The organism is Metasolibacillus fluoroglycofenilyticus (genome assembly GCF_003049645.1).
Taxonomy (GTDB): Bacteria; Bacillota; Bacilli; order Bacillales_A; family Planococcaceae; genus Metasolibacillus; species Metasolibacillus fluoroglycofenilyticus.
Genome location: NZ_PYWK01000002.1, coordinates 1 through 21,600, shown reverse-complemented (window position 1 = coordinate 21,600; position 21,600 = coordinate 1). Strand labels below are relative to the sequence as shown.

Here is a 21,600-nt window from a genome sequence, read left to right as displayed (position 1 = left end):
ACAAAGTGCGAACTGAACTGCGCCACTTTGTCTATGCTTTTTAATTTATAATTCCACGAATTAAAATAACAGCAATTACAATTGGGGCGATGTAGCGCACGATTGTATACCAAACTGTAAATAGTACTGGTGTTGCTTGAAGCTCCTGCTGTGCAATTGACTTTCGGTAGTGATAGCCGACAAATAATGAAATTAATATTGCGCCAATTGGCATAGCAATGCTATTCGTTAAATAATCAATAAAATTAAAAATTGATTTATTAAAAATTGTTATATTCGACAATACCCCAAAAGATAGGGCACTTGGAATGCCAATGATAAAAATAATGGCAGCGAATAACCAAGAGGCCTTTTTACGCAAATGGAGTCGTTCGCCAATGCTGTTTGAAATAACAACCTCAAGCAATGAAATCGCAGATGTTATTGTAGCGAATAATAGTAAAATAAAGAAAATGATGAGCAGAACCTGACCAAAAGGGAGCTGTTCAAAAACGGCGGGAATCATCATGAAAACAAGACCTGGTCCCTCTGTTGGCGAATAGCCTAATGCAAATACCGCTGGGAAAATAACGAGTCCTGCTAGTAAAGAAATAATAATATTCATCGTTGCCACATTAATGCCTGAGCTTACGATGTTTTCTTCCTTCGGTAAATATGAAGCATATGTAATCATGATACAAATTCCAACGCTTAGTGAGAAAAATGCTTGGCCGAGCGCCAACAAAAAAGTTTCGCCATTGAAATAGGACCAATCTGGTACGAACATAAAGCGCACGCCCTCCATCGCACCATCCAACGTTAGCGAGCGAATACAAAGCAAAATAAAAAAGATAAATAACAGCGGCATCATCCATTTGCTCGCTAGCTCAATCCCATCTTTAATACCAGCCTGCACAATTAATAATGTTAGAAGCATAAATGCACCTTGCGCAATGATTATTTCAATGGGGTTTTCAATGATTTGCTGAAATAGTTGTGAAAAATCGGTACCTTGACCGGATAAACTAAATGTTAGTGCGCGTAGCAAATAGCTTAAAATCCAGCCACCAACAACGCTATAAAACGATAAAATTAAACCGCTTGTAATCACGCCGAGCCATCCAACTAAAAACCATGGACGATTTGGTGCTTGTTTTTTAAATGATTGAATGGCGCTTGCTTGCCCACGACGCCCAATCATAAATTCAGCAATTAGAATAGGGAGCCCTATTAATAATGTGCAAATAATAAATAATAAAATAAAAACACTGCCTCCGTTTGTTCCGACCATATACGGAAATTTCCATATCGCGCCAATACCGATAGCGCTGCCGGCTGCAGCTAAAATAAAACCAATCTTTGATGCAAAATGCTCTCTAGAAGCCAATAAAAACCCTCCTTAATATTTAAAACAAGTACCTATTCTACAATACTTTTTACAGAAATAAAACTATATTCGCAATTATGTAACAAAGAGATGTCTGGAAAGTCATTTTGGGATGCCCCTTTTGCAGGAGCACATGTTTTTTGTTTCGAAAGCGAAGCGACAGCTACAAGTATTTTTAACGAATATGGAAGGAGAAGCTGTTCGAAAAGTCCTGCGTTTTGTTCGTCTTTCATTGAAGTAAAAACTACTTAAAAATAGTAAAAGATTTCTATTGAAAGAGGCAACTGTTTTTTGGACAGCCTTTTAAGATTTTGTAAATCATGTAAAACCCCACTTTCCATGGGGTGTTCCTTTGTTCTGTGTAGTGCATTATGTTATAATTTAACATGACATTTTCGTATATAGACACAGAAGGTAGGAACGTATGATGGAAAAACAATACAAAGTAGGTGACGTGCTAACTGGAAAAGTAACTGGAATTCAACCATACGGAGCATTCGTGGCGTTAGATGAGCAAACTCAAGGGCTTGTTCACATCTCAGAAATTACGTATGGATTTGTAAAGGATGTTAGTCACTTCTTAAAAGTTGGCGATGAAATTACTGTGAAGATTTTGGAAATTGAATCCGAATCCCAAAAAATAAGCTTATCCATTCGTGCGTTGCAAGAAGAGCCTACCCATCTGAAAAAGGAGCAGCGCAAAACATTGCAGGAGCGACTTGATGAGGATGACGCAGCAGGCTTTCAGCCATTAAAAGATAAGCTACAGGAATGGATTGAACAATCAGGACAAAAATAACAAAGTGAAGAAGGCGCCCAAAAAGCCGTACATAATCGGCTTTTTGGGCGTTTTTGATGATGTTTTTTGCTACAGAAAAAAATTACGAGCGAATTAAGGGTGTTTATGAGCGAATTCAACTGTAAACCGAGCGAACTTTACACGTTTATGAGCAAATTGTGACTTTTTAACTAGATGCAATATAAAAAGGAGCTGACCGAACAAGATTTATCTTTTTAGCCAGCACGGTTATCATAAAGTGGTCTCAATCAAGCTGCTTCCATTTACGCAGACGATATTGCAAGTTTTGTCTGCTCATGCCAAGTGCGGCAGCGGCTTTTGTGACATTGCCGTTATGCATTTTCAACACATTTTGCACGTAAAATATTTCGGCATCACGCAAATATTCATCAAGCGGTAGCAATTGCTCATCATTCAAAATCAAACTTGACGGCGTACCAGACTGCTGTACCTTAAAGCGGAAATGGAGTGGCAACATTTCAAATGTGACTATTTCCTCATTCGTTATAACTGCTGCAATTTCATCAAGTAATAGCTCTAATTCCTTCAAATTCCCCGGCCAATCATGGCTCATAAAAAGCCTCATTACTTCAGGTGATAAACCTTGGATAGAGGAAGCAAAACGTGCGCGATGGCGAGCGAAATAATCTGATACAAATGGCTCAATATCCTCCTTACGCTCGCATAAGGGCGGAATAGAAATGACTAAATTGGCGAAAAAATAATAAAGCTCTTTCAATAATTGACCTTCGCTAATTAAGTCAATAGGGTCGCTGCCTATACTGCCAATAATCATATGCTTTGTCACGGATAGTTCCTTTAAAATTTGGAGTAGCTGCTCCTGCATTTCAATCGACAAAAATTCAATGCGCTCAAAAAAGAAAGTAAAGTTGCCGCCAGCTTGCAAATGATTGCGAATTTTTTCGACAATACGCTCATCACGTCTGCTGAAAAATGTAATAAAATCATCATTATTTGGCAATAATGCATTGTGGATGCTTTCAGCAACTAAATCTTTTCCAGTACCAGAATCACCGATTAGTAACACAGGAATACGTGCATGGGCAGCTTTTTTTGCATGTGTCATTACTTGCTGCATTGCATCGGAAACAGCCGTAATTGTCTCAAATGTCAGCGGCTCACCGTATCTTCTTAAAGGTTGATAAATCAGCTTTTCAAGTGATGTAATATCGCGTGCAAATTCAATCGCACCGATAAGTTTATCTTGATCAAAAATCGGGAAAGTATCGTTTAGTGTTGTAATTTCATGCCCATCTTTATTGCGATATGTTTGTTTCACATTCATTTCTTTGCGCCCGGTTTGTATAACGCGCCACAATGTACTATCTTTTTTGCGGAATGCAAAAAGCTCAAAAAGGGAATGGCTAGTCATTTCTTCAAATGCATAGCCTTCAATTTCTTTCATTTTTGCATTATAAAGTAATGTTTTCCCCTCAGTATCAATCGCGTGAATCCCTACAGAAATATGCTCAATCGCATGTATGTAAAAGGGAATGAGCTGTCTTTGCTGTTCAAACAATGCAAGCACCTCAAATTTTCTTAAAATTTTTTAAAAGATTATACTTGAAAAAAGCAATAATCTTTTGCATTATTATAAATATAAAGTGTGATTGAGTGCAAATTTTTTTTGCGTGAAATTGCATTTAATAATTAAAAAAATTATTTAGGAGGATTTTTCATGATTCCATATAAGCACGAGCCATTCACTGATTTCGCACAACAAGAAAACAAAGATGCATATTTAGCAGGCTTAAAATTAGTTGACAGCTATTTAGGTCAAGACTATCCATTAATTATTGGTGGCGAGCGCATCACAACAGAAGACAAGATTGTTTCTTACAACCCAGCAAAGAAAACAGAAGTGATTGGTCGCGTATCAAAAGCTTCACGTGAGCTTGCTGAAAAAGCAATGAAAATTGCAGATGAAACATTCAAAACATGGAAAAAAGTTGATCCTGCCATTCGCGCAGACGTATTATTCAAAGCAGCTGCTATTATCCGTCGCCGCAAATTCGAATTCTCAGCTTTATTAACAAAAGAAGCGGGTAAGCCATGGAATGAGGCAGATGCAGATACTGCTGAAGCGATTGACTTCCTAGAATATTATGGCCGTCAAATGCTACGCATTAAAAATGGTCAACCAGTAGAAAGCCGTCCAGGCGAATACAACCGTTATGACTACATTCCATTAGGAGTGGGAATTGTTATTTCTCCATGGAACTTCCCATTCGCTATTATGGCTGGTACAACGGTAGCGGCTGTTGTTACAGGTAATACAGTATTATTAAAACCAGCTTCAACAACACCAGTTGTTGCTTATAAATTTATCGAGGTATTAGAAGAAGCAGGCTTACCAGCAGGCGTAGTTAACTATGTGCCAGGTAGCGGTGCAGAAGTTGGGGACTACTTAGTAGACCATCCACGTACACGTTTCATCAGCTTTACAGGTTCACGTGATGTAGGTTTACGTATTAACGAACGTGCATCGAAATTAAACGAAGGTCAAATTTGGATTAAACGTGTCATCGCAGAAATGGGCGGTAAAGATACAATCGTTGTAGATAAAGAGGCTGATTTAGAATTAGCAGCTCAATCAATCGTGAAATCAGCATTTGGTTTCTCAGGTCAAAAATGTTCAGCATGTTCACGTGCGGTTATCGTAGAAGATGTTTACGAGCAAGTTGTGAATCGTGTAGAAGAATTAACAAAAGCGTTAACAATCGGTGACCCAGCAGACCCATCGAACTTCATGGCAACAGTAATTGACCAAGCAGCATTCAATAAAGTAACAGAGTACATTGAAATTGGTAAAGGCGAAGGACGTCTAGTTGCTGGCGGTACAGCAGATGATTCTGTAGGTTACTTCGTACATCCAACTGTATTTGCAGATGTAGATCCGTCTGCACGTATTATGAAAGAAGAAATCTTTGGTCCAGTTGTTGCAATTGCAAAAGCAAAAGATTTCGATCAAGCAATCGAAATTGCGAATGATACGGAATACGGTTTGACAGGTGCAGTTATTACAAATAATCGCCTTAACCTAGAAAAAGCACGTGAGGATTTCCACGTAGGAAACCTTTACTTCAACCGTGGCTGTACAGGTGCAATTGTAGGTTACCAACCATTTGGTGGTTTCAACATGTCAGGAACAGACTCAAAAGCAGGTGGTCCAGACTACTTACAATTACACATGCAAGCGAAAACAACTTCAGAAATGCTTTAATTTTTTCCAAGAAAAATCCTCCATTTTTTCAAATGTGGGATGAATATAATTTAGCGGGTGTTCAAATGTCCGTTGAAAAAGAGGAACTCAGTCTAAGAGCGTCACATTCTGTGGCGACGACTGAGTGACCAACCAACATCGTGTCGGCGGATGTTGCAGATTAGTTAACCGTTGTCACAGGACGTGATGGTTTTAGGTTAACTTCCACTGACAAGCTCGAAAAAATCTGGACGCAATAACGCCGAGGCGTTATTGATTAGAAAAATGGCGGGTAGACAATGGTATGCCCGCTATTTTCAGTGTTTAAAAGTAAAGCTCAATTTCGAAGTTTTGTAGTGAAATTAGTGAATTTTGCGTAAAATTCATAGGTCATGTTTGCGAATACGTAAAATTCCTTGAAGACTTTTTAAAATGTGACAATTTTATAAACAAATTTATGTTGAAATATGTTACAATGTTGGCGATATCAAAAAACAATTAAAAATGTTAAAGAGGCGAATTAATAATGGCTGAAAATTTAAACCTATTTACATCAACACAGGATGTCATTCAAGAAGCGTTACAAAAACTTGGTTATGATGAAGCGATGTATGAATTACTAAAGGAACCACTTCGTATGTTAGAAGTACGCATCCCTGTTAAAATGGATGATGGTACGACGAAAGTGTTCACAGGTTATCGTGCACAGCATAATGACGCAGTAGGACCAACTAAAGGTGGCGTACGTTTCCACCCAGCTGTTACTGACGAGGAAGTTAAAGCGCTTTCAATGTGGATGACATTGAAATGTGGAATTGTAGATTTACCGTATGGTGGAGGTAAAGGTGGGGTTATTTGTGACCCACGTCAAATGTCAATGGGCGAAATCGAACGCTTAAGTCGTGGTTATGTGCGTGCAGTAAGTCAAATCGTTGGACCAACAAAAGATATTCCAGCGCCAGACGTATTTACAAACGCTCAAATTATGGCATGGATGATGGACGAGTATAGCCGCATGGACGAATTTAACTCACCAGGCTTCATCACTGGTAAGCCGCTTGTACTTGGTGGTTCGCAAGGACGTGACCGTGCAACAGCGGAAGGTGTAACAATTGTTATTAAAGAAGCAGCAAAAAAACGTGGTATTGATATTGAAGGAGCGCGTGTTGTTATCCAAGGTTTCGGTAACGCAGGTAGCTTCCTAGCAAAATTCATGAGCGATTTAGGTGCAAAAATTATTGGTATCTCTGATGCCTATGGTGCATTACATGATCCTAACGGTTTAGATATCGACTATTTATTAGATCGCCGCGACTCATTCGGTACTGTAACAACTCTATTTGAAAATACGATTACAAACAAAGAGCTATTAGAGTTAGAATGTGATATTTTAGTACCTGCAGCTATTGAAAATCAAATTACTGCAGATAATGCACACGATATTAAAGCAAACATTGTTGTAGAAGCTGCTAACGGACCAACGACTGCAGAAGCAACAAAAATTTTAACAGAGCGTGGTATTCTTTTAGTGCCAGACGTACTAGCATCTGCTGGTGGTGTAACTGTATCTTACTTCGAATGGGTACAAAACAACCAAGGCTACTACTGGACAGAAGAAGAAGTACGTGAAAAATTAATTCGCAAAATGGTAGATGCTTTTGACAGCGTCTACACAACAGCTACGAATCGCAACATTAATATGCGCTTAGCTGCATACATGGTAGGTGTTCGCCGCACTGCCGAAGCATCTCGCTTCCGTGGTTGGGTGTAATATAATAGAAGAAAGACTGCTGGCTAGAGAATTCTCTGCCAGCAGTTTTTTGTGTTTTTTAAGGTAATTCTTTCAGTAGCGAAACTATAAGAGAGTGCTCTCATTTTTCAGATTTTGTTCAGTCACTTTATAGTAATGTCGGAGAAGGTCGGGGATAAAAAATGAAGGGGAGGGACGTAAATACAACTGAATATAGAAAAAGGTAGGAGTGATAAAAATGGAAACATACAAAGAACGAAAAAGTTGGTGGCAAAAAGCACTTCCGACAGCGCTTTCCGTTATGCTTGTCGCTAGCAGCCTTTCAGTAGCAGTACCGACTAGTGAAGTAAAGGCGGCTGACAATGTACTTGCACCAGGAGGGGTAAGTAATGGCTTAATCTCTTGGATAGATGTGGAGCGTAGTGCAGAGCTTGAAGGAAATGACGTGACTGCGGTAACTGATTTAGCTGATAATGAACCTTGGGTAAGAGAAGCGCTCACTTCTTATAATGAAAATGGTATGAATTTTAATGGTGGACTTCAAACAAACAAAGTAATGTATACTCGTTCTGCAAGTGAATTTAATGTAAACGATTCAGCGCGTGAAGTATTTTCTGTACAAGCAAGTGAAAATTATACAGGATTTCCTTGGGAGCTCGGTGGAAAAGGATCGACAGCTAGATATGGTACAGGAAATAGCATAGCAACATATTTTGGTAGAGAAGATAGTTTAACTATTAATGTTGATAATTACGACTTGAAAAACGGGGCAATGTTAAACATATGGAGTGCGCAGGATGATTGGACACTTTCACTAAATGGAAGTAAATTGCATGAAGAAAAAGATAATACACCGAGTTTTACTACTAGTACTTCTGGAAGTCGATACTATATTGGTGCAGGTCATTCCAGCCGTTTTAATGGCATGATTGCCGAAGTAATTCTCTTTAATCGTCAATTAGAAGTCGATGAACGAATGAGAGTTAACAGCTATCTGGCTTTAAAATATGGTCTTACATTAAAGGACGATAATGATAGTTTAATAGATTATCTTGCTAGCGATAGCTCACCAATGTGGGAGGCTACTAGTAACATTGGTTACGGCAACCGAATCACAGGCATTGGACGTGACGATAATGGAGCATTGAATCAAAAGCAATCGAAGGCTCAAATTGACGACGCGAATGTCACAATTGCATTAGGTAGCGAGATTAAGGAAACAAATGCTAAAAATCAAAATACGATAGCAAATGACAAATCTTTCTTCATATTCAGTGATAATGGTGCTGAAGCTAATTTTGTTACTTCGTTAAAGAAAGATGAAGAAAAGCTAAAGCATATTGCGCGTATTTACAAAGTTCAAAAGACGAATTGGCATGATACAACTATCACTTTGGCAGTAGATAAAGTACAGGATGCAACAAAGTATCCGTTATATTTAGTTGTAAGTTCAGACAATCAGTTTGATGAAAATGATTTATTCTATCCATTAATAGATGGGGAAATTACACTAAACAGTAGCCTACTTACTGATGGAACATTCTTTACGATTGCTGCACCAGTACCTGAAGTTGAAAGTGCGCACCTTGAGCAAGTAACAGCTGAAGGCAACCAAATTATTTTAACATTTGATCAAGAAGTTCAACTAACGGATGGTGAAGAAGGCTTTACAGTAGAAATCGACGGTCAACAAATTACATTAGACGCTAATGCAATTGAGGTTGACCCAGACGATGCAACAAAAGTCATTATCACATTGCCTAATGGTACAGACGTGACCGATAAAGAAATCATTGTTGATTATGATGACAGTCAAGGAAATATACAAGGAACAAATGGTGTAGCTGTTGAAAACTTCAAAAAAACAATTGACAATAAACAGCTAGCTTTAAATGTGGAAAAACCAGCTGGCAACACAGTTACAACAGCGAGACCGGAATTTTCAGGAACAGCAACCCCTGGTGCAAAGGTGACTGTGAAAATTTCTGATGAGATTACGTTAGAAGTAACAGCGGGGAGCGACGGAAAATGGAGCGTTACACCAGATACAGACCTTCCTGACGGTGATTACAATGTAGAAATTATAGCTGAGAAAGATGGTAAAACATCTGCACCAGTGACAAAAACATTGAAGATAGATACTATCACACCAGTTTCCTATGAAGATGCACTAACTATTACACAACCTGCTGAAATAATAAATAATTCAAAGCCAACAATCAGCGGTACAGTGCAGACATCAATAACGACACCATCAACAGTTACAATTGAATTAAAGGATGCGGGTGGTCGTGTAATCGCAACGGCCGATTCAGCCTCAGTCATTGTGAATTCGGACGGTACTTGGGAATTTACACCACCGACAGATTTGCCGGACGGTACGTACACAATTATTGCGACAGCAACAGACGGTACAAATACGGCAATAAAAGAGCATACATTTACAATTATTACGGTAGACAAAACGGCATTACAAAACAAAGTAGATGAAAGCACTCGTTTAAATGCTAGTGAGTACACACCAAATACTTGGACAAACTATCAAGCGGCCTTATTGCAAGCGCAAAATGTGTTAGACAATCCACATGCAACACAGGATGAAGTTAATCTAGCATTAGCAGAGTTGGCAGCAGCACAAAATGCACTTGTTCCTGTGACAACAGTGGGGCAAGGGTTAAATAGTTTAACACCTTCAACAGGAGGTATATTAAGCCCGAGCTTCCAAACAGATGTCACAGATTATATGATGAATGTAGGAAATTCAACGACTGTTATTGGCTTTGACGCAATACCAGTACAGGCGGGTGCTACAGTGACGACAACGGTGAATGGTCAGCCGGGTACATTAGGGCAAATTCCATTACAAGTTGGGGCGAATACAATTGTTATTACAGTGACCGATGCCAATGGCTTCGTGAAGCGCTATACAATCATTGTATATCGTGCTGCTTATACGGGTGGGGGAGGTACATCAACGCCAACACCAACACCAAGCCTAGAAGCACCAGCAGAAACAAAAACAATTATTCATGTTGATTTAGAAGTGGATGGTGAAAATCCACTGGAAAAAACAACAGTGGAAATTGAGCGCACGACACATCCAGATGGACGTATTACAGATTTTGTGAATTTAACGCCAGAACAAGCTTTAGAAGCGGTAGAGAAAGCGAAGCAAATTGGCAATACAATTGCACGTATCGTAATTCCGGATGTACAGGATGTAGTTGCCCAAACGACAGTTGAAGTACCAAAAGATGCATTGCGTATTTTACGTGACAATGGCTTAGACCTAGAAATTTCTACAGATAATGCACATATTGCAATACCAAACAGCTCTATGGAAGGGGTAGAGGACAACTTCTACTTCCGTTTAGTGCCTGTGAAAAAGGAAGATGAGCGTCAGGCAATTGAAGCCCGTGCTCGTGCGGAGCGTGTTGTACGTGAAGCTTTACAAAGCAACAACGTACATGTAGTTGCTCGTCCGATGACGATTGAAACAAATCTACCTTCCCGCCCAGTGATTGTAACATTGCCGTTACGTGGTATCACATTACCAGCAGCAGATGCAGAGCGCCAGGCGTATCTAAATAGCTTAGCTGTATTTATCGAACATACGGATGGCGAAAAGAAAGTAGTTCAGCCAGAAGTCGTGACGATGCATGACGGCAACATTGGATTACGCTTTACAGTAGAGAAATTCAGTACATTTACAATTATTCAAGAAAGTGAAGAAGGAACGCATACTGCCTATATTCGTGGCTTTGAGGACGGTACATTCCGCCCAGAGGAAAATATTACACGTGCACAAGTGGCGCGTATGATTGCTCGTATTTTAGGCTATGAAGAAGATACAGTGATAAATGTAGCACCATTCAAAGACATCCCAAGCACGCATTTTGCGGCAAGTGAAATTGCCTTTGTTAAAGCAGCAGGAATTATGGATGGTGATGAAAAAGGGAACTTTAATGCATCGAACAATATTACACGTGCACAAATGGCGAAAGTCGTGGCAAACTTCAAAAAGCTACATGTAGAAGAGAACATCCCATTAACATTTAGCGATACAAAAAATCATTGGGCACAGTGGATTATTGAGGCAAATCGCGATGCGGGTATTATTAGCGGTTATCCAGATGGACGCTTTGCACCAAATGAAGCCATTACACGTGTACAAGCAGTGCGTATGATGAATCGCATGTTAGAGCGAGGACCGTTATACGGTGTACAAAATGCAAGTTTCTCTGATGTACCAGAAACACATCGTGCATTTATGGATATTGAGGAAGCAGCACGTAAGCATTCTTATATTGTAGATGAAAATAAGCATGAGCTATTTGTTAAATAATATAAATCCCGACAAGAGTTAGACGAGGCATAGTTGGTTATAAAAGTTAGGGCTGTCTGAAAAGGAATATCTTTTCGGACAGCCCCTTCTTGGTAGCTACTTATATTGTTAACTAATTAACTTGTCTAGTTTTTGTCAAGAAAATATGTGTAGTATACATAATAAAAGGGTTTGTTTATGATGATAATAATTACGTTATGCATAGGTTGCGCAGTCTTGAGCTGGCTAATATACAAGCAGAAGCAAAAAGCATTACGACGTGAAAAGAAGAAGGTGATGATACAGCGTCTGGATATTTTATTAAAATCCAATCCGCCCAAAACATCATCTGAAAATCCAAAGAAAGATACTGCTTTATAGGAAACAACCGCTATACTGAAAGGGAGTAAATATACGGAGAAGGAAGGCATGATGATGAAAAAATATATTTTAATTGCGGTAAGTATTATCATGCTATTTGTGCTTGTCTTTTTTATTGGCAATCAACAATATTTTTGGGATGACAAAAAAATAACTGTAGAAAACGGTGCTGCTTCAATAACGACTGAGCAATTAAAAAGGACGACAAAGCTTGAGGGGGAATGGTCTTTTTATCCGAATGAACTGATTGCACCGAATGAATCGCTAGAAAACTATGCAAATAACCGCATAACTGTTAGGGTACCAAGCGATTTAAGTAGTTATATGGAGCCGAATAAAGAGGGATTAGCTGTTGGGACGTACTATGTAAAAGTAGAAGTACCGGCTGATGGTCAGTATGGCTTATATATTAATACGATTCGTCAAGCTAATCGTATATTTATTAATGGTGTGGATGTAGGCGGCAAAGGGTGGCCTACACGTAATTTACAAGAATATAAAGCTGAAAGTGGAGATAAATACATTGTTTTTGCACAGAGTGAGAAAAAAGAGTTACATATTTTAATACAGGTTAGCGTTTATAACTACCCACAAGCCGGTATATTATATCCAGTGGAATTTGGCACTGCTGACAAGGTGCAAACATTTTATTGGAAAAAATTAATATTAAGCGCATTTGTTAGTTTAGGCTATATTGTGCTAGGAATAATTTATAGCATTGCCTATTTACTACATCGCAGACGGAAAGAGGAGCTGTTTTTCGGTCTATTTGCGATTTTATGTGGAATATATATGTCCTTTATTAATGACAAAATATTTTTCTTACTTACATCCATTGATTCTTTAGCTCTTGAAATGAAATTACAGCTAGGAATTATCCCGTTAGCCCTTATATGCTTGACATTATTTATTCATAATATGTACCCACAAATGACGAAAAAGCCAATCCTTTATTTATTGCTTCTTTTGCTGTGCATTGCTCTTGTAAAATACGGTATTTATGATCCGTTTTACAAAGGGAGAGCTACGACAGGGGCGGAGTTGAATTATAGAAAGCTTCAATACATTGCTCTTTTAGCTCCTACCTTTATATACAATGCTATTATTTTAATACGTGTACTTATCCATCGATTAGAGGAGGCTAAATATGTATTAATTGTTGTGATGGCTGTAGGGTGTTACAGTTTTTTATTGGCTCTTAATTTTATCACGGATTTTCCGTTTGATTATAGTGAATTTGTGCTATTCATTGTAGTGCTAATTAGTTTTTCTTTATTGTTAAATTATCGAGCAAATGCCGCATTAATAAAAGTTGAAAATTTAACGAAGGAGCTCGTTTTACATAATCAAATGAAGGATGAATTTTTACTAAAAACGTCCCATGAGTTACGGACGCCGTTAAATGGCATATTGAACTTATCAAAGTCTTTAATGGAGGGCTTGGAGGGTCCATTAAAGCGGGAGCAACAGGAGCAAGCGATTTTAATTCATAATGTGACGAATCGTTTAGGGCATCTAGTAGATGATTTATTGTTCTCATCACATCATATGACAGGGGAAATAAAAATTACACCGACCGTAGTGTCTGTCAAAGTAATAAATGAGGTGGTAGAAGAAATCAAAAGTGTCATGCCAAACAATTCACATGTGCAAATGCTAGCGGCAATTGATGCGACACTACCCTCTATGTGGACAGATGAGCTACGCTTTAAGCAAGTATTATATAATTTACTACACAATGCTATCCAGCATACAAAAGAAGGAGAAATTGCAGTTACTGCCTTTCTTCAGGGGCAGCAACTAGCTATTCGAGTGAGTGATACAGGTGCGGGGATTGCAGAACAAAATATTGAGCATATATTTAATGCGTTTTATCAAGCGCCAAATGAATCAAAGGCAGAGGGATTAGGCTTAGGCTTAAGTATTGCGAAAAATATTGTGGAGAAATTAAATGGTGAAATTTATGTGGAAAGCAAGGTAGGGCAAGGAACCACATTTACTTTTACAATGCCTTTTGCAAAAGAGGAGCAGCAGCATTCTTTAATGGTTACAACAGCATTAACAACAAGACATGCAGCTTTACCACAATTACAATTACCACTAATCCATAAAGGGAACGATAAAACGATTCTGATTGTTGATGATGACCACACAAATATTAAAGTACTGTTTGATGCATGTGTAGCAAAAGGTTATTCTGCTATTGCAGTAGATAACGGCTTTGATGCATTGCACTATATTGAGAAAAACAAAGTAGGGTGCGTGCTGACAGATTTATTAATGAAGGATATGTCCGGCTATGAACTTTGCAAGCAAGTACGCAAGCGATACGATATGCTAGAATTGCCGATTATCGTACTAACGGCAATTATGAAGCAAACCGACTTGTTAATGACATTGCAAGTTGGCGCAAACGATTATTTACAAAAGCCAATCGTAATGGATGAATTATTTGTTCGCATCGAGTCACTATTGGCAATACGCCAATCTTCTATTGATGCAATAGAAACGGAAATGAATTATTTATATGCACAAGTAACACCGCATTTTGTTTACAATACACTGAATACGATTATCGGTTTAAGCTATACAAATATAGAGAATACGAGAGAAGCGCTCTACTGCTTAGCGACCTACTTCCGCGCAAAATTAAATGTCCACTATCGCAATAGCAAAGTGCCATTAGAAGAGGAAATTGAGCTAGTAAAAGCTTATTTATATATTGAAAAAATGCGCTTTGGCGAGCGGCTTACTGTACATTATGATATTGATGAATCGATTCATTTAATGATTCCTGCTCTATCGCTTCAGCCTTTAATAGAAAATGCAGTTGTCCACGGTATTTCAAAGAAAAAAGAAGGCGGTATTATTGAGCTGAGTGTAAAGCGTGAGGGTCAATTTGTCCGCATTAAAGTATCGGATAATGGAGCGGGAATGTCGGAGAAAAAGCTTCAGCAATTATTAAGTGGGAAAGGCTCGCGTATTGGTTTTACAAACCCATGGAAAAAATTCGATTTACTAAAAAACGTAAGTTTAAATTTGCACAGTAAGGAAGGGCATGGAACAACGATTATTATTTTATTACCGAAGGAGGAAGGGCTATGAATATTGCTATAATCGACGATGAGCAGATGGCGATTGATGTATTGCAAATTATGCTGAAAAATATTCATTCACTCCCACTTTCAATAAAAGGTGCCTTTACAAATGTTAGCGATGCTATCAAACTATTCGAACGGGAGCCAATAGATGTTGTTTTACTTGATATGGAGATGGTTGATATGCATGGTTTGCAAGTAGCAAAACAGCTACTTGCAAAGCAGCCGTCAATTTCAATTATTTTTGTGACGGCACATATGCAATTTGCTGTAGATGCCTTTGAAATAGAGGCAACCGATTATTTATTAAAGCCTGTACATGAAAAAAGATTGCTCAAAGCTTTAACGAAAGCAAAGGAGAAAAGAGAATTACAGCAAAAGGTAAAAGTTATAGATGAGCAGCCTGTATTTTATGTACAAACCTTCGATAGTTTTCAATTATTAGACCAAAACAACCAGATGATAAAATGGCGTACGAAAAAAGTAAAGGAATTGTTTATCTATTTATGGTTGAATCAGCAAAAGCCTAACTTAAATGTCTTGATTATCGAAATTTTATGGCCTAATAGCGAATATGACAAAGGCTCCGCCAATTTATATACGACAGTCTACCAACTGCGAAAACTATTTAAAGACAAGGGAGTTGAAAACCCAATAGAGCTTGTCAACAATCATTATCAATTAAATCTTCAAGTAAAGAGTGATTATGAGAATTTACAAAGTATATTAAATAAAGAGAATCATAATGAACTAGAGATACAGCGAATATTAAATATTTATCAAAGTGATTTTTTAGAAAATGAAGATTATGATTGGGCAATAAAGATTAAAAATGATATGAAGCAGCAGGTTTTACATGTCCTAGAGCGTTATGTGGAGAATATGGTTTCAGAAAACACATTGTTAAAGCTAAGCTGCCTACAAAAAATGTTGCTTTTAGATGAGTATAATGAACGATTTATGTTTAAAATTTTACAATTTTTAGTGCAGAACAATCGGAAAATGGAATGCATGAAATTTTATCATGAAATAAAAGCGAAACTAGAAGTGGATTTGAAGGTTTCTGTACCAAAAGAAATTGAAAAATTATATGAAGACTATATGAAAAAACAGCAGCTTTGAGCTTTATAGAAAAGCACATATAAAATAGCCATAAATACGTGCGGTAGTAGGATATCCGAAAAGTTTGACACCGCATTGAAATAAAGATTTTGATTGCTCCACTTTTATTGAAAGAGAATACTGCTAAAGCCAATGTTCATCCCATTTTTAAAAGATGTCTTCTCCATTTAGGTGAGTTCACTTTTGTCAAATATCATCGCCACTGTCCAAAATGCCGGCTATGCACGGCTTTTTGGACAGTTTCTCTTTGACGAAAAAAAGCGGAATTTGTTGAATTTTGTTCAGTATTTGTCTAGTTGGACTTTTTATACTGAGAGAAAAAGGCTGGAGGAATGAAAAATGTTGAAAAGCTTATTGCAGGAAAGGGTTGCTCATTTTCAAAACAATGTAAAGGAGCTTGTTAATAATCAAGATGTATTCGGTATTCAAGCAACTTCATTAACTGTGTTAGATAGGGACGTCGTTGTAGGTTATATCGTAGATAAAAAAATTTATTTGAAAGCTGTATGTCCCGGAACAACAACAATTAAATTGGCAGAGGGTGATAAGAAAGCGTTAATAAAGCTTACTGTGCAAAACACGGGAACTATAATAACGGAAATTACACCTTATCTAAAAAATAAACAAGTTGTACCTGTCTTTTTTAGGACTATATTAGGTGAAACAGCAGTTGCGGTTGATTTGAAGGGGGCGCTAGCAAATTACTTAATTACCGAAGGAAAAATAAATGAAGGCAGTTTAATTGAAGAAGTTCACTATGAATCAATGCATCCAAATGTTATCGGCCATTCTATTGATGGCAAGTTCATTTTAGGCTGTCATATTAACGGCTTGCCTTTAACAAATAGACAAGAATATGCGCTAGCTAATCGCATTGTGACATTAAAGTTTTCTAAAATAAATTATCGTTCTAACGGTTTAAAGGCAGTGTTAGATGAAGATATAACGATTACTTTTAGCATAACAAGTCAAATTTTATCTTGATTTTCCATCTTGAATCATTGCTAACAAGGCATTCGCTAAATACTACGGATAAAGGTTTCTTTCTTTGCTCTTTTGATAAAACATGAGACAATATAAAGAGCTTTGAAAGGAGAGAAAACAATGAATCCATTTACATTTTATAACCCTGTAACGCTTCATTTTGGAAACGATGCAATGGAAAAATTGCCACAGGAGCTAGCGAAACATGGTGACAAGGTTCTCGTTGTCTACGGTGGTGGTAGCATTAAGAGCAACGGTGTTTACGATGATGTGCTAACAATATTGAAGCAAGCTAATAAGGAAGTATTTGAATTAGCAGGTGTGGAGCCAAATCCACGCGTTGAAACAGCGCGCCGCGGTGCAGAAATTTGTAAAACAGAAGGTATTGACCTCGTATTAGCAGTAGGAGGTGGCTCGGTTATTGATTGTTCGAAATTAATCGTTGCGGCTGCGAAATACGATGGCGATGCATGGGATTTGGTTATCAAAAAGGCGGTTGCGGAGCAAGCATTGCCATTAGGTGTTGTGCTAACTTTAGCTGCGACAGGCTCTGAAATGAATTCGGGCTCTGTTATTACGAATATTGAAACAGAAGAGAAATTCGGCTGGGGCAGTCCAACAGTATTCCCGAAATTTTCAATTTTAAATCCTAAGTATACTGTAACTGTGCCAAAAAACCATACAATATACGGAATTGTTGATATGATGTCGCATATATTCGAGCAATATTTCCACAATGCTACAAACACACCTGTAACGGATGGCATGTGTGAAGGGGTATTGCGTGCCATTATGGAGGCAGCGCCAAAATTAGTGGAGGATTTGGATAATATTGCACTACGCGAAACGATTTTATTAGCTGGAACAATCGGCTTAAACAATTTCTTATCAATGGGTTCACGCGGAGATTGGGCTACACATAATATCGAGCATGCCGTATCAGCGGTGTACGATATACCGCACGCAGGTGGGCTCGCTATTCTTCAACCGCACTGGATGCGCCATGCAGTGACGGAAAATCCGGAGCGCTTTGCAAGGCTAGCAGTTCGGGTCTTTGATGTTGAGGCAAATGGAAAATCAACTGAGGAGATTGCCCACGAAGGAATCAATCGCTTAGCTGCTTTTTGGACTTCTATAGGAGCACCAAATAAATTAGCAGACTACAATATTGATAGCACTCATTTTGATAAAATAATTGAGCACACAATGTTTAATGGTCCATTTGGCAACTTTAAAAAGCTTGAAGCGCAAGATGTGCGTATAATTTTAGAAAATGCATTATAAAAAACAGACTAGCAAGTACAGTGCTTGCTAGTCTGTTTTTAACATCTATTAGGAAGTAGGCTTTTCATCGATGTGCTGCCAGCTAACTTGCCCGTCATCCTCGTCAAATAAAATGACGACTTCCGTAACACCTTTTTGACTTAAAATAAGATGTGTTAAATAATCTCGGACGTCATCTAAATAAGCAAGGGAGAGTTTCGGGTCTGCCTCTGCTTCAAGCTCTACATGTAAAAACTCTCCTTCCTTAATAACTTCTAAACGAACAATGTCTTTTACATTTGGCTCTGCCATTACTAAATGAGCGATATGATTAAGCATTTCTTGGTCTGTTTCTCCAATCACACCTCTCGCATTGTCTAAAAAAACACGACCAACTACGTAGAACATCATAAAGCCTATTATCATCGAAACAAGTCCCTCAAGTCGATAAAAACCTGTAAAGTAAGCAATTAAAATAGCGCTAAATGCAAGAACATTCCCGCTAGTAGCTACTAAATCCTCCATCCACACAAGCTTTGTAGCAGGTTTGGCACGCTTTAAATATTTTACTGATTTTGGAATTGAGGCAAATCCACCATCTTCGGCACCGACTTCATGCAGCACTTCCTTCGCTGCTTTATGCAATACTATCAGCTCCATTACACCACCTATTGCTAATACGCCAAGTGCAATGAACATGCCATTTGATTCTGTGGCTGGAGATAAAAAGTGATGCCAGCCTTCTTTTACTGTTTCGTAAGATAAAATACCAACGATTAAGACCGCTCCTAGACAAACTAAATTAATAAGACGACCAAACCCATTAGGAAATTGTGCTGTAGGTGATTTTTTCGCTAGAGCAGATCCAATGAAAACGAAAAATTGATTTGCCGCATCACCTAAGGAATGCATCATTTCAGCAAACATTGCAACATTTCCTGTAAAGAAAAAAGCAATTCCTTTAATAATGCCTAAAAATGCATTGACAATTGCAGCTAGCAAGGAAGGTTTATTACCACTTTTAAGTAGTGTGAAAATTTCTCGCATAAGCGTCTCCTTTTAATTATTTAAGATAGTAACTCAATTTCGATTTTTTCTATATAATGTTGCGTATGCAAATCTTTGTAGAGCGTTATTGTATTTTGCTGGACTGTAGTAAAGCGTATGGCAACCTCATGTTCAGTTGTATCATTTGCTACTAACTTGTCACTTATACGAACATTTTCAATATACATTTCATGTTGTTGCATATAGGTGAGGAGCATCGAAATATCATCGTAGTTTTTCAATTGTACTTTCAATGAAAATTCATGCGCCCGTAAACGTTTAGGTCCGATCTTAGTTAAAAATGGTGCGAGTAGCTCAATGCCGAGAACAACTATTAGCACTGTCATAAAGGCTTCGGCATAAAAACCTGCCCCGACAGCAATCCCAATTCCCGCTGCTCCCCAAATCATAGCGGCAGTTGTTAGCCCTGTAATGCTATCATTCCCTTTTCGTAAAATGACTCCGGCTCCTAAAAAACCAATTCCACTAACAACCTGCGCCGCTAGCCGTAGCGGATCCATCGTAATATTAATATCGTCACGAGCAGGTGTCGTATAAGCAGTTTCAATAGAAATAATCGTTAACAAACAGCTAAATGTCGCAATAACTAAACTTGTTTTTAATCCAACCGGTTTCTTTTTTAGTTCCCTTTCAATCCCTATAATTAAACTTAATCCAGCAGCAATAGCTAGTTTAATTAGAGTTTCCATTGAAAAGGCTTCGGTGAGAATGGATAACAATCGTTGTCCTCCTTCTAAACAAAATCATCTATTGATAATGCGTTATATTACTGTAAAATGGATGGATGTACAAGAAAAATTTTAGCGAGGATTACCATCTATGAATAAACCAATTATTAATCCTTATATTCCAATTGTTATTGGCGTTATATCGGTATCATTATCAGCGATTCTAGTAAAATTAGCGAGCGCGGATGCAGGCGTCATAGCCTTTTATCGTATGTTGTTTTCAGTTATACTTATGCTCCCAATCTTTTTATGGAAGTATACAGCTGAAATAAAATTATTAACGAAAAAGGATTGGCTATTTTCTTGCATCGCAGGTATTTTTTTAGCGTTTCATTTTATTTTATGGTTTGAATCATTAAATTACACATCTGTAGCAAGCTCAACAGTTCTTGTGACAATGCAACCTTTATTTGCTTTTGTAGGGACGTATTTTTTCTTTGGAGAAAAAATCTCATTGAAAACGATTGTTGCTGCAGCAATCGCTATTACGGGTAGCATTTTAATTAGTTGGGGTGACTTTCAAATTAGCGGTACAGCCTTGTATGGAGATGTCTTGGCATTAATTGCTTGTGCGCTAGTAACTGGCTACTTATTATTTGGCCAAGATGTTCGAAAAAGAATTTCACTTGTTACATATACAATGGTTGTTTATATGAGTAGCACAGTCTGTCTGTTCTTTTATGTCCTATTTAAGGGAGAATCGTTCGGTCCGTATCCGGGAATGGAGTGGATGTGGTTTTTATTGCTAGCCATTATTCCTAATTTACTTGGACATACCTTATTTAATTGGTCATTAAAGTTTGTCAGCACAAATGTATTATCGATTGCTATTTTATTTGAGCCAATCGGTGCGGCTATATTGGCGTATTATATTTTTAAAGAATATTTAATTGCGACTCAAATTATTGGTGGCATTGTTGTCCTATTAGGAATACTGCTGTTTGTAATGGATTTTAAAAAAATTAAAAGTTTTTTTAGAAAAACTATTGATTTATAATTTTGTATAGTATATATTATTACTTGTCCTTAACGACAGAATGAAATGAAAACAACACAATAAAGTTTTTGTTGACAGCCAGTTAAGGATGAGTTATAGTATAAAAGTCGCTACCAAAAAGCGATGCGATGATAGTAACATGAACCTTGAAAACTGAACAAGCAAGACGTGAATGAATAAAGTTTCATTGAATAGATGAAACACAATTTTGGACATCGAATGAAGATGCCAGCAAATGTTTTAATGTATCGAAAGCGAAGCGACAGATACAAATTTGAGCTTACTCAAATTCTTTTTATGGAGAGTTTGATCCTGGCTCAGGACGAACGCTGGCGGCGTGCCTAATACATGCAAGTCGAGCGAGTGTTACTTTGGTGCTTGCACCGAAGTAACGCTAGCGGCGGACGGGTGAGTAACACGTGGGCAACCTGCCCTGTAGATGGGGATAACTCCGGGAAACCGGGGCTAATACCGAATGATACTTTGAGACACATGTT

At 37.9% G+C, this 21,600-nt stretch carries 13 protein-coding genes and 1 rRNA gene; 10 read left to right on the top strand and 4 right to left on the bottom strand.

Translation table 11 applies throughout. The features are described 5' to 3' along the window. Positions 1-40: 40 nt before the first annotated feature. Positions 41-1,366 (bottom strand): sodium-dependent transporter, encoded by a 1,326-nt coding sequence (locus tag C9J36_RS10645; RefSeq protein WP_107943121.1) that lies wholly within the window; start codon positions 1,364-1,366, stop codon positions 41-43. Positions 1,367-1,793: 427 nt separating this feature from the next. On the opposite strand from C9J36_RS10645, the gene yugI reads away from it, so the two are divergent. After that, positions 1,794-2,165: a S1 domain-containing post-transcriptional regulator GSP13 gene (yugI, locus tag C9J36_RS10640; protein ID WP_066167415.1), complete on the top strand. Its 372-nt coding sequence runs from the start codon at positions 1,794-1,796 to the stop codon at positions 2,163-2,165. 244 nt (positions 2,166-2,409) lie between these two features. Here the strand turns inward: yugI and C9J36_RS10635 are convergent, their stop codons facing one another. Further along, positions 2,410-3,705: an AAA-type ATPase lid domain-containing protein gene (locus C9J36_RS10635; RefSeq protein ID WP_107943120.1), complete on the bottom strand. Its 1,296-nt coding sequence runs from the start codon at positions 3,703-3,705 to the stop codon at positions 2,410-2,412. A gap of 159 nt (positions 3,706-3,864) precedes the next feature. Here C9J36_RS10635 and pruA point away from each other — a divergent pair, with 159 nt between their 5' ends. The 7 genes from pruA (at position 3,865) to C9J36_RS10595 (ending at position 18,331) form a co-directional block, all read left to right on the top strand. Then, positions 3,865-5,409: an L-glutamate gamma-semialdehyde dehydrogenase gene (pruA, locus tag C9J36_RS10630; RefSeq protein WP_107943119.1), complete on the top strand. Its 1,545-nt coding sequence runs from the start codon at positions 3,865-3,867 to the stop codon at positions 5,407-5,409. Positions 5,410-5,914: 505 nt separating this feature from the next. Next, positions 5,915-7,159 carry a Glu/Leu/Phe/Val family dehydrogenase gene (locus C9J36_RS10625; protein ID WP_066166416.1) on the top strand — a complete coding sequence of 415 codons (1,245 nt, stop codon included), beginning with the start codon at positions 5,915-5,917 and terminating at the stop codon, positions 7,157-7,159. 217 nt (positions 7,160-7,376) lie between these two features. Further along, complete coding sequence (locus C9J36_RS10620; RefSeq protein ID WP_107943118.1) at positions 7,377-11,483, top strand: DUF8202 domain-containing protein; 4,107 nt, start codon at positions 7,377-7,379, stop codon at positions 11,481-11,483. A 408-nt stretch (positions 11,484-11,891) separates the two neighbouring features. Further along, the gene (locus tag C9J36_RS10610) at positions 11,892-14,948 is read left to right on the top strand and encodes a hybrid sensor histidine kinase/response regulator (protein WP_235616053.1); all 3,057 of its coding nucleotides are present in this window, start codon (positions 11,892-11,894) and stop codon (positions 14,946-14,948) included. Beyond that, on the top strand, positions 14,945-16,063 hold the full coding sequence (locus C9J36_RS10605; RefSeq protein WP_107943116.1) for a response regulator: 1,119 nt from the start codon (positions 14,945-14,947) through the stop codon (positions 16,061-16,063). Before C9J36_RS10610 ends, C9J36_RS10605 begins: the two co-directional genes overlap by 4 nt. Positions 16,064-16,402: 339 nt before the next feature. Further along, positions 16,403-17,047, top strand: a complete 645-nt coding sequence (locus tag C9J36_RS10600) for a hypothetical protein (protein WP_107943115.1) — start codon at positions 16,403-16,405, stop codon at positions 17,045-17,047. A 120-nt stretch (positions 17,048-17,167) separates the two neighbouring features. Beyond that, positions 17,168-18,331 carry an iron-containing alcohol dehydrogenase gene (locus C9J36_RS10595; RefSeq protein WP_107943114.1) on the top strand — a complete coding sequence of 388 codons (1,164 nt, stop codon included), beginning with the start codon at positions 17,168-17,170 and terminating at the stop codon, positions 18,329-18,331. Between the two features lie 48 nt (positions 18,332-18,379). Here the strand turns inward: C9J36_RS10595 and C9J36_RS10590 are convergent, their stop codons facing one another. Continuing rightward, positions 18,380-19,357, bottom strand: coding sequence for a cation diffusion facilitator family transporter (locus C9J36_RS10590; protein WP_066166397.1), 978 nt, complete (start codon positions 19,355-19,357; stop codon positions 18,380-18,382). Between the two features lie 20 nt (positions 19,358-19,377). After that, positions 19,378-20,097: an MgtC/SapB family protein gene (locus C9J36_RS10585; protein ID WP_430010634.1), complete on the bottom strand. Its 720-nt coding sequence runs from the start codon at positions 20,095-20,097 to the stop codon at positions 19,378-19,380. 100 nt (positions 20,098-20,197) lie between these two features. Between C9J36_RS10585 and C9J36_RS10580 the strand changes: the two genes are divergently transcribed. Beyond that, positions 20,198-21,103 (top strand): DMT family transporter, encoded by a 906-nt coding sequence (locus C9J36_RS10580; protein WP_066166394.1) that lies wholly within the window; start codon positions 20,198-20,200, stop codon positions 21,101-21,103. Between the two features lie 294 nt (positions 21,104-21,397). Beyond that, a 16S ribosomal RNA gene (locus C9J36_RS10575) occupies positions 21,398-21,600 on the top strand; the annotation flags it as partial.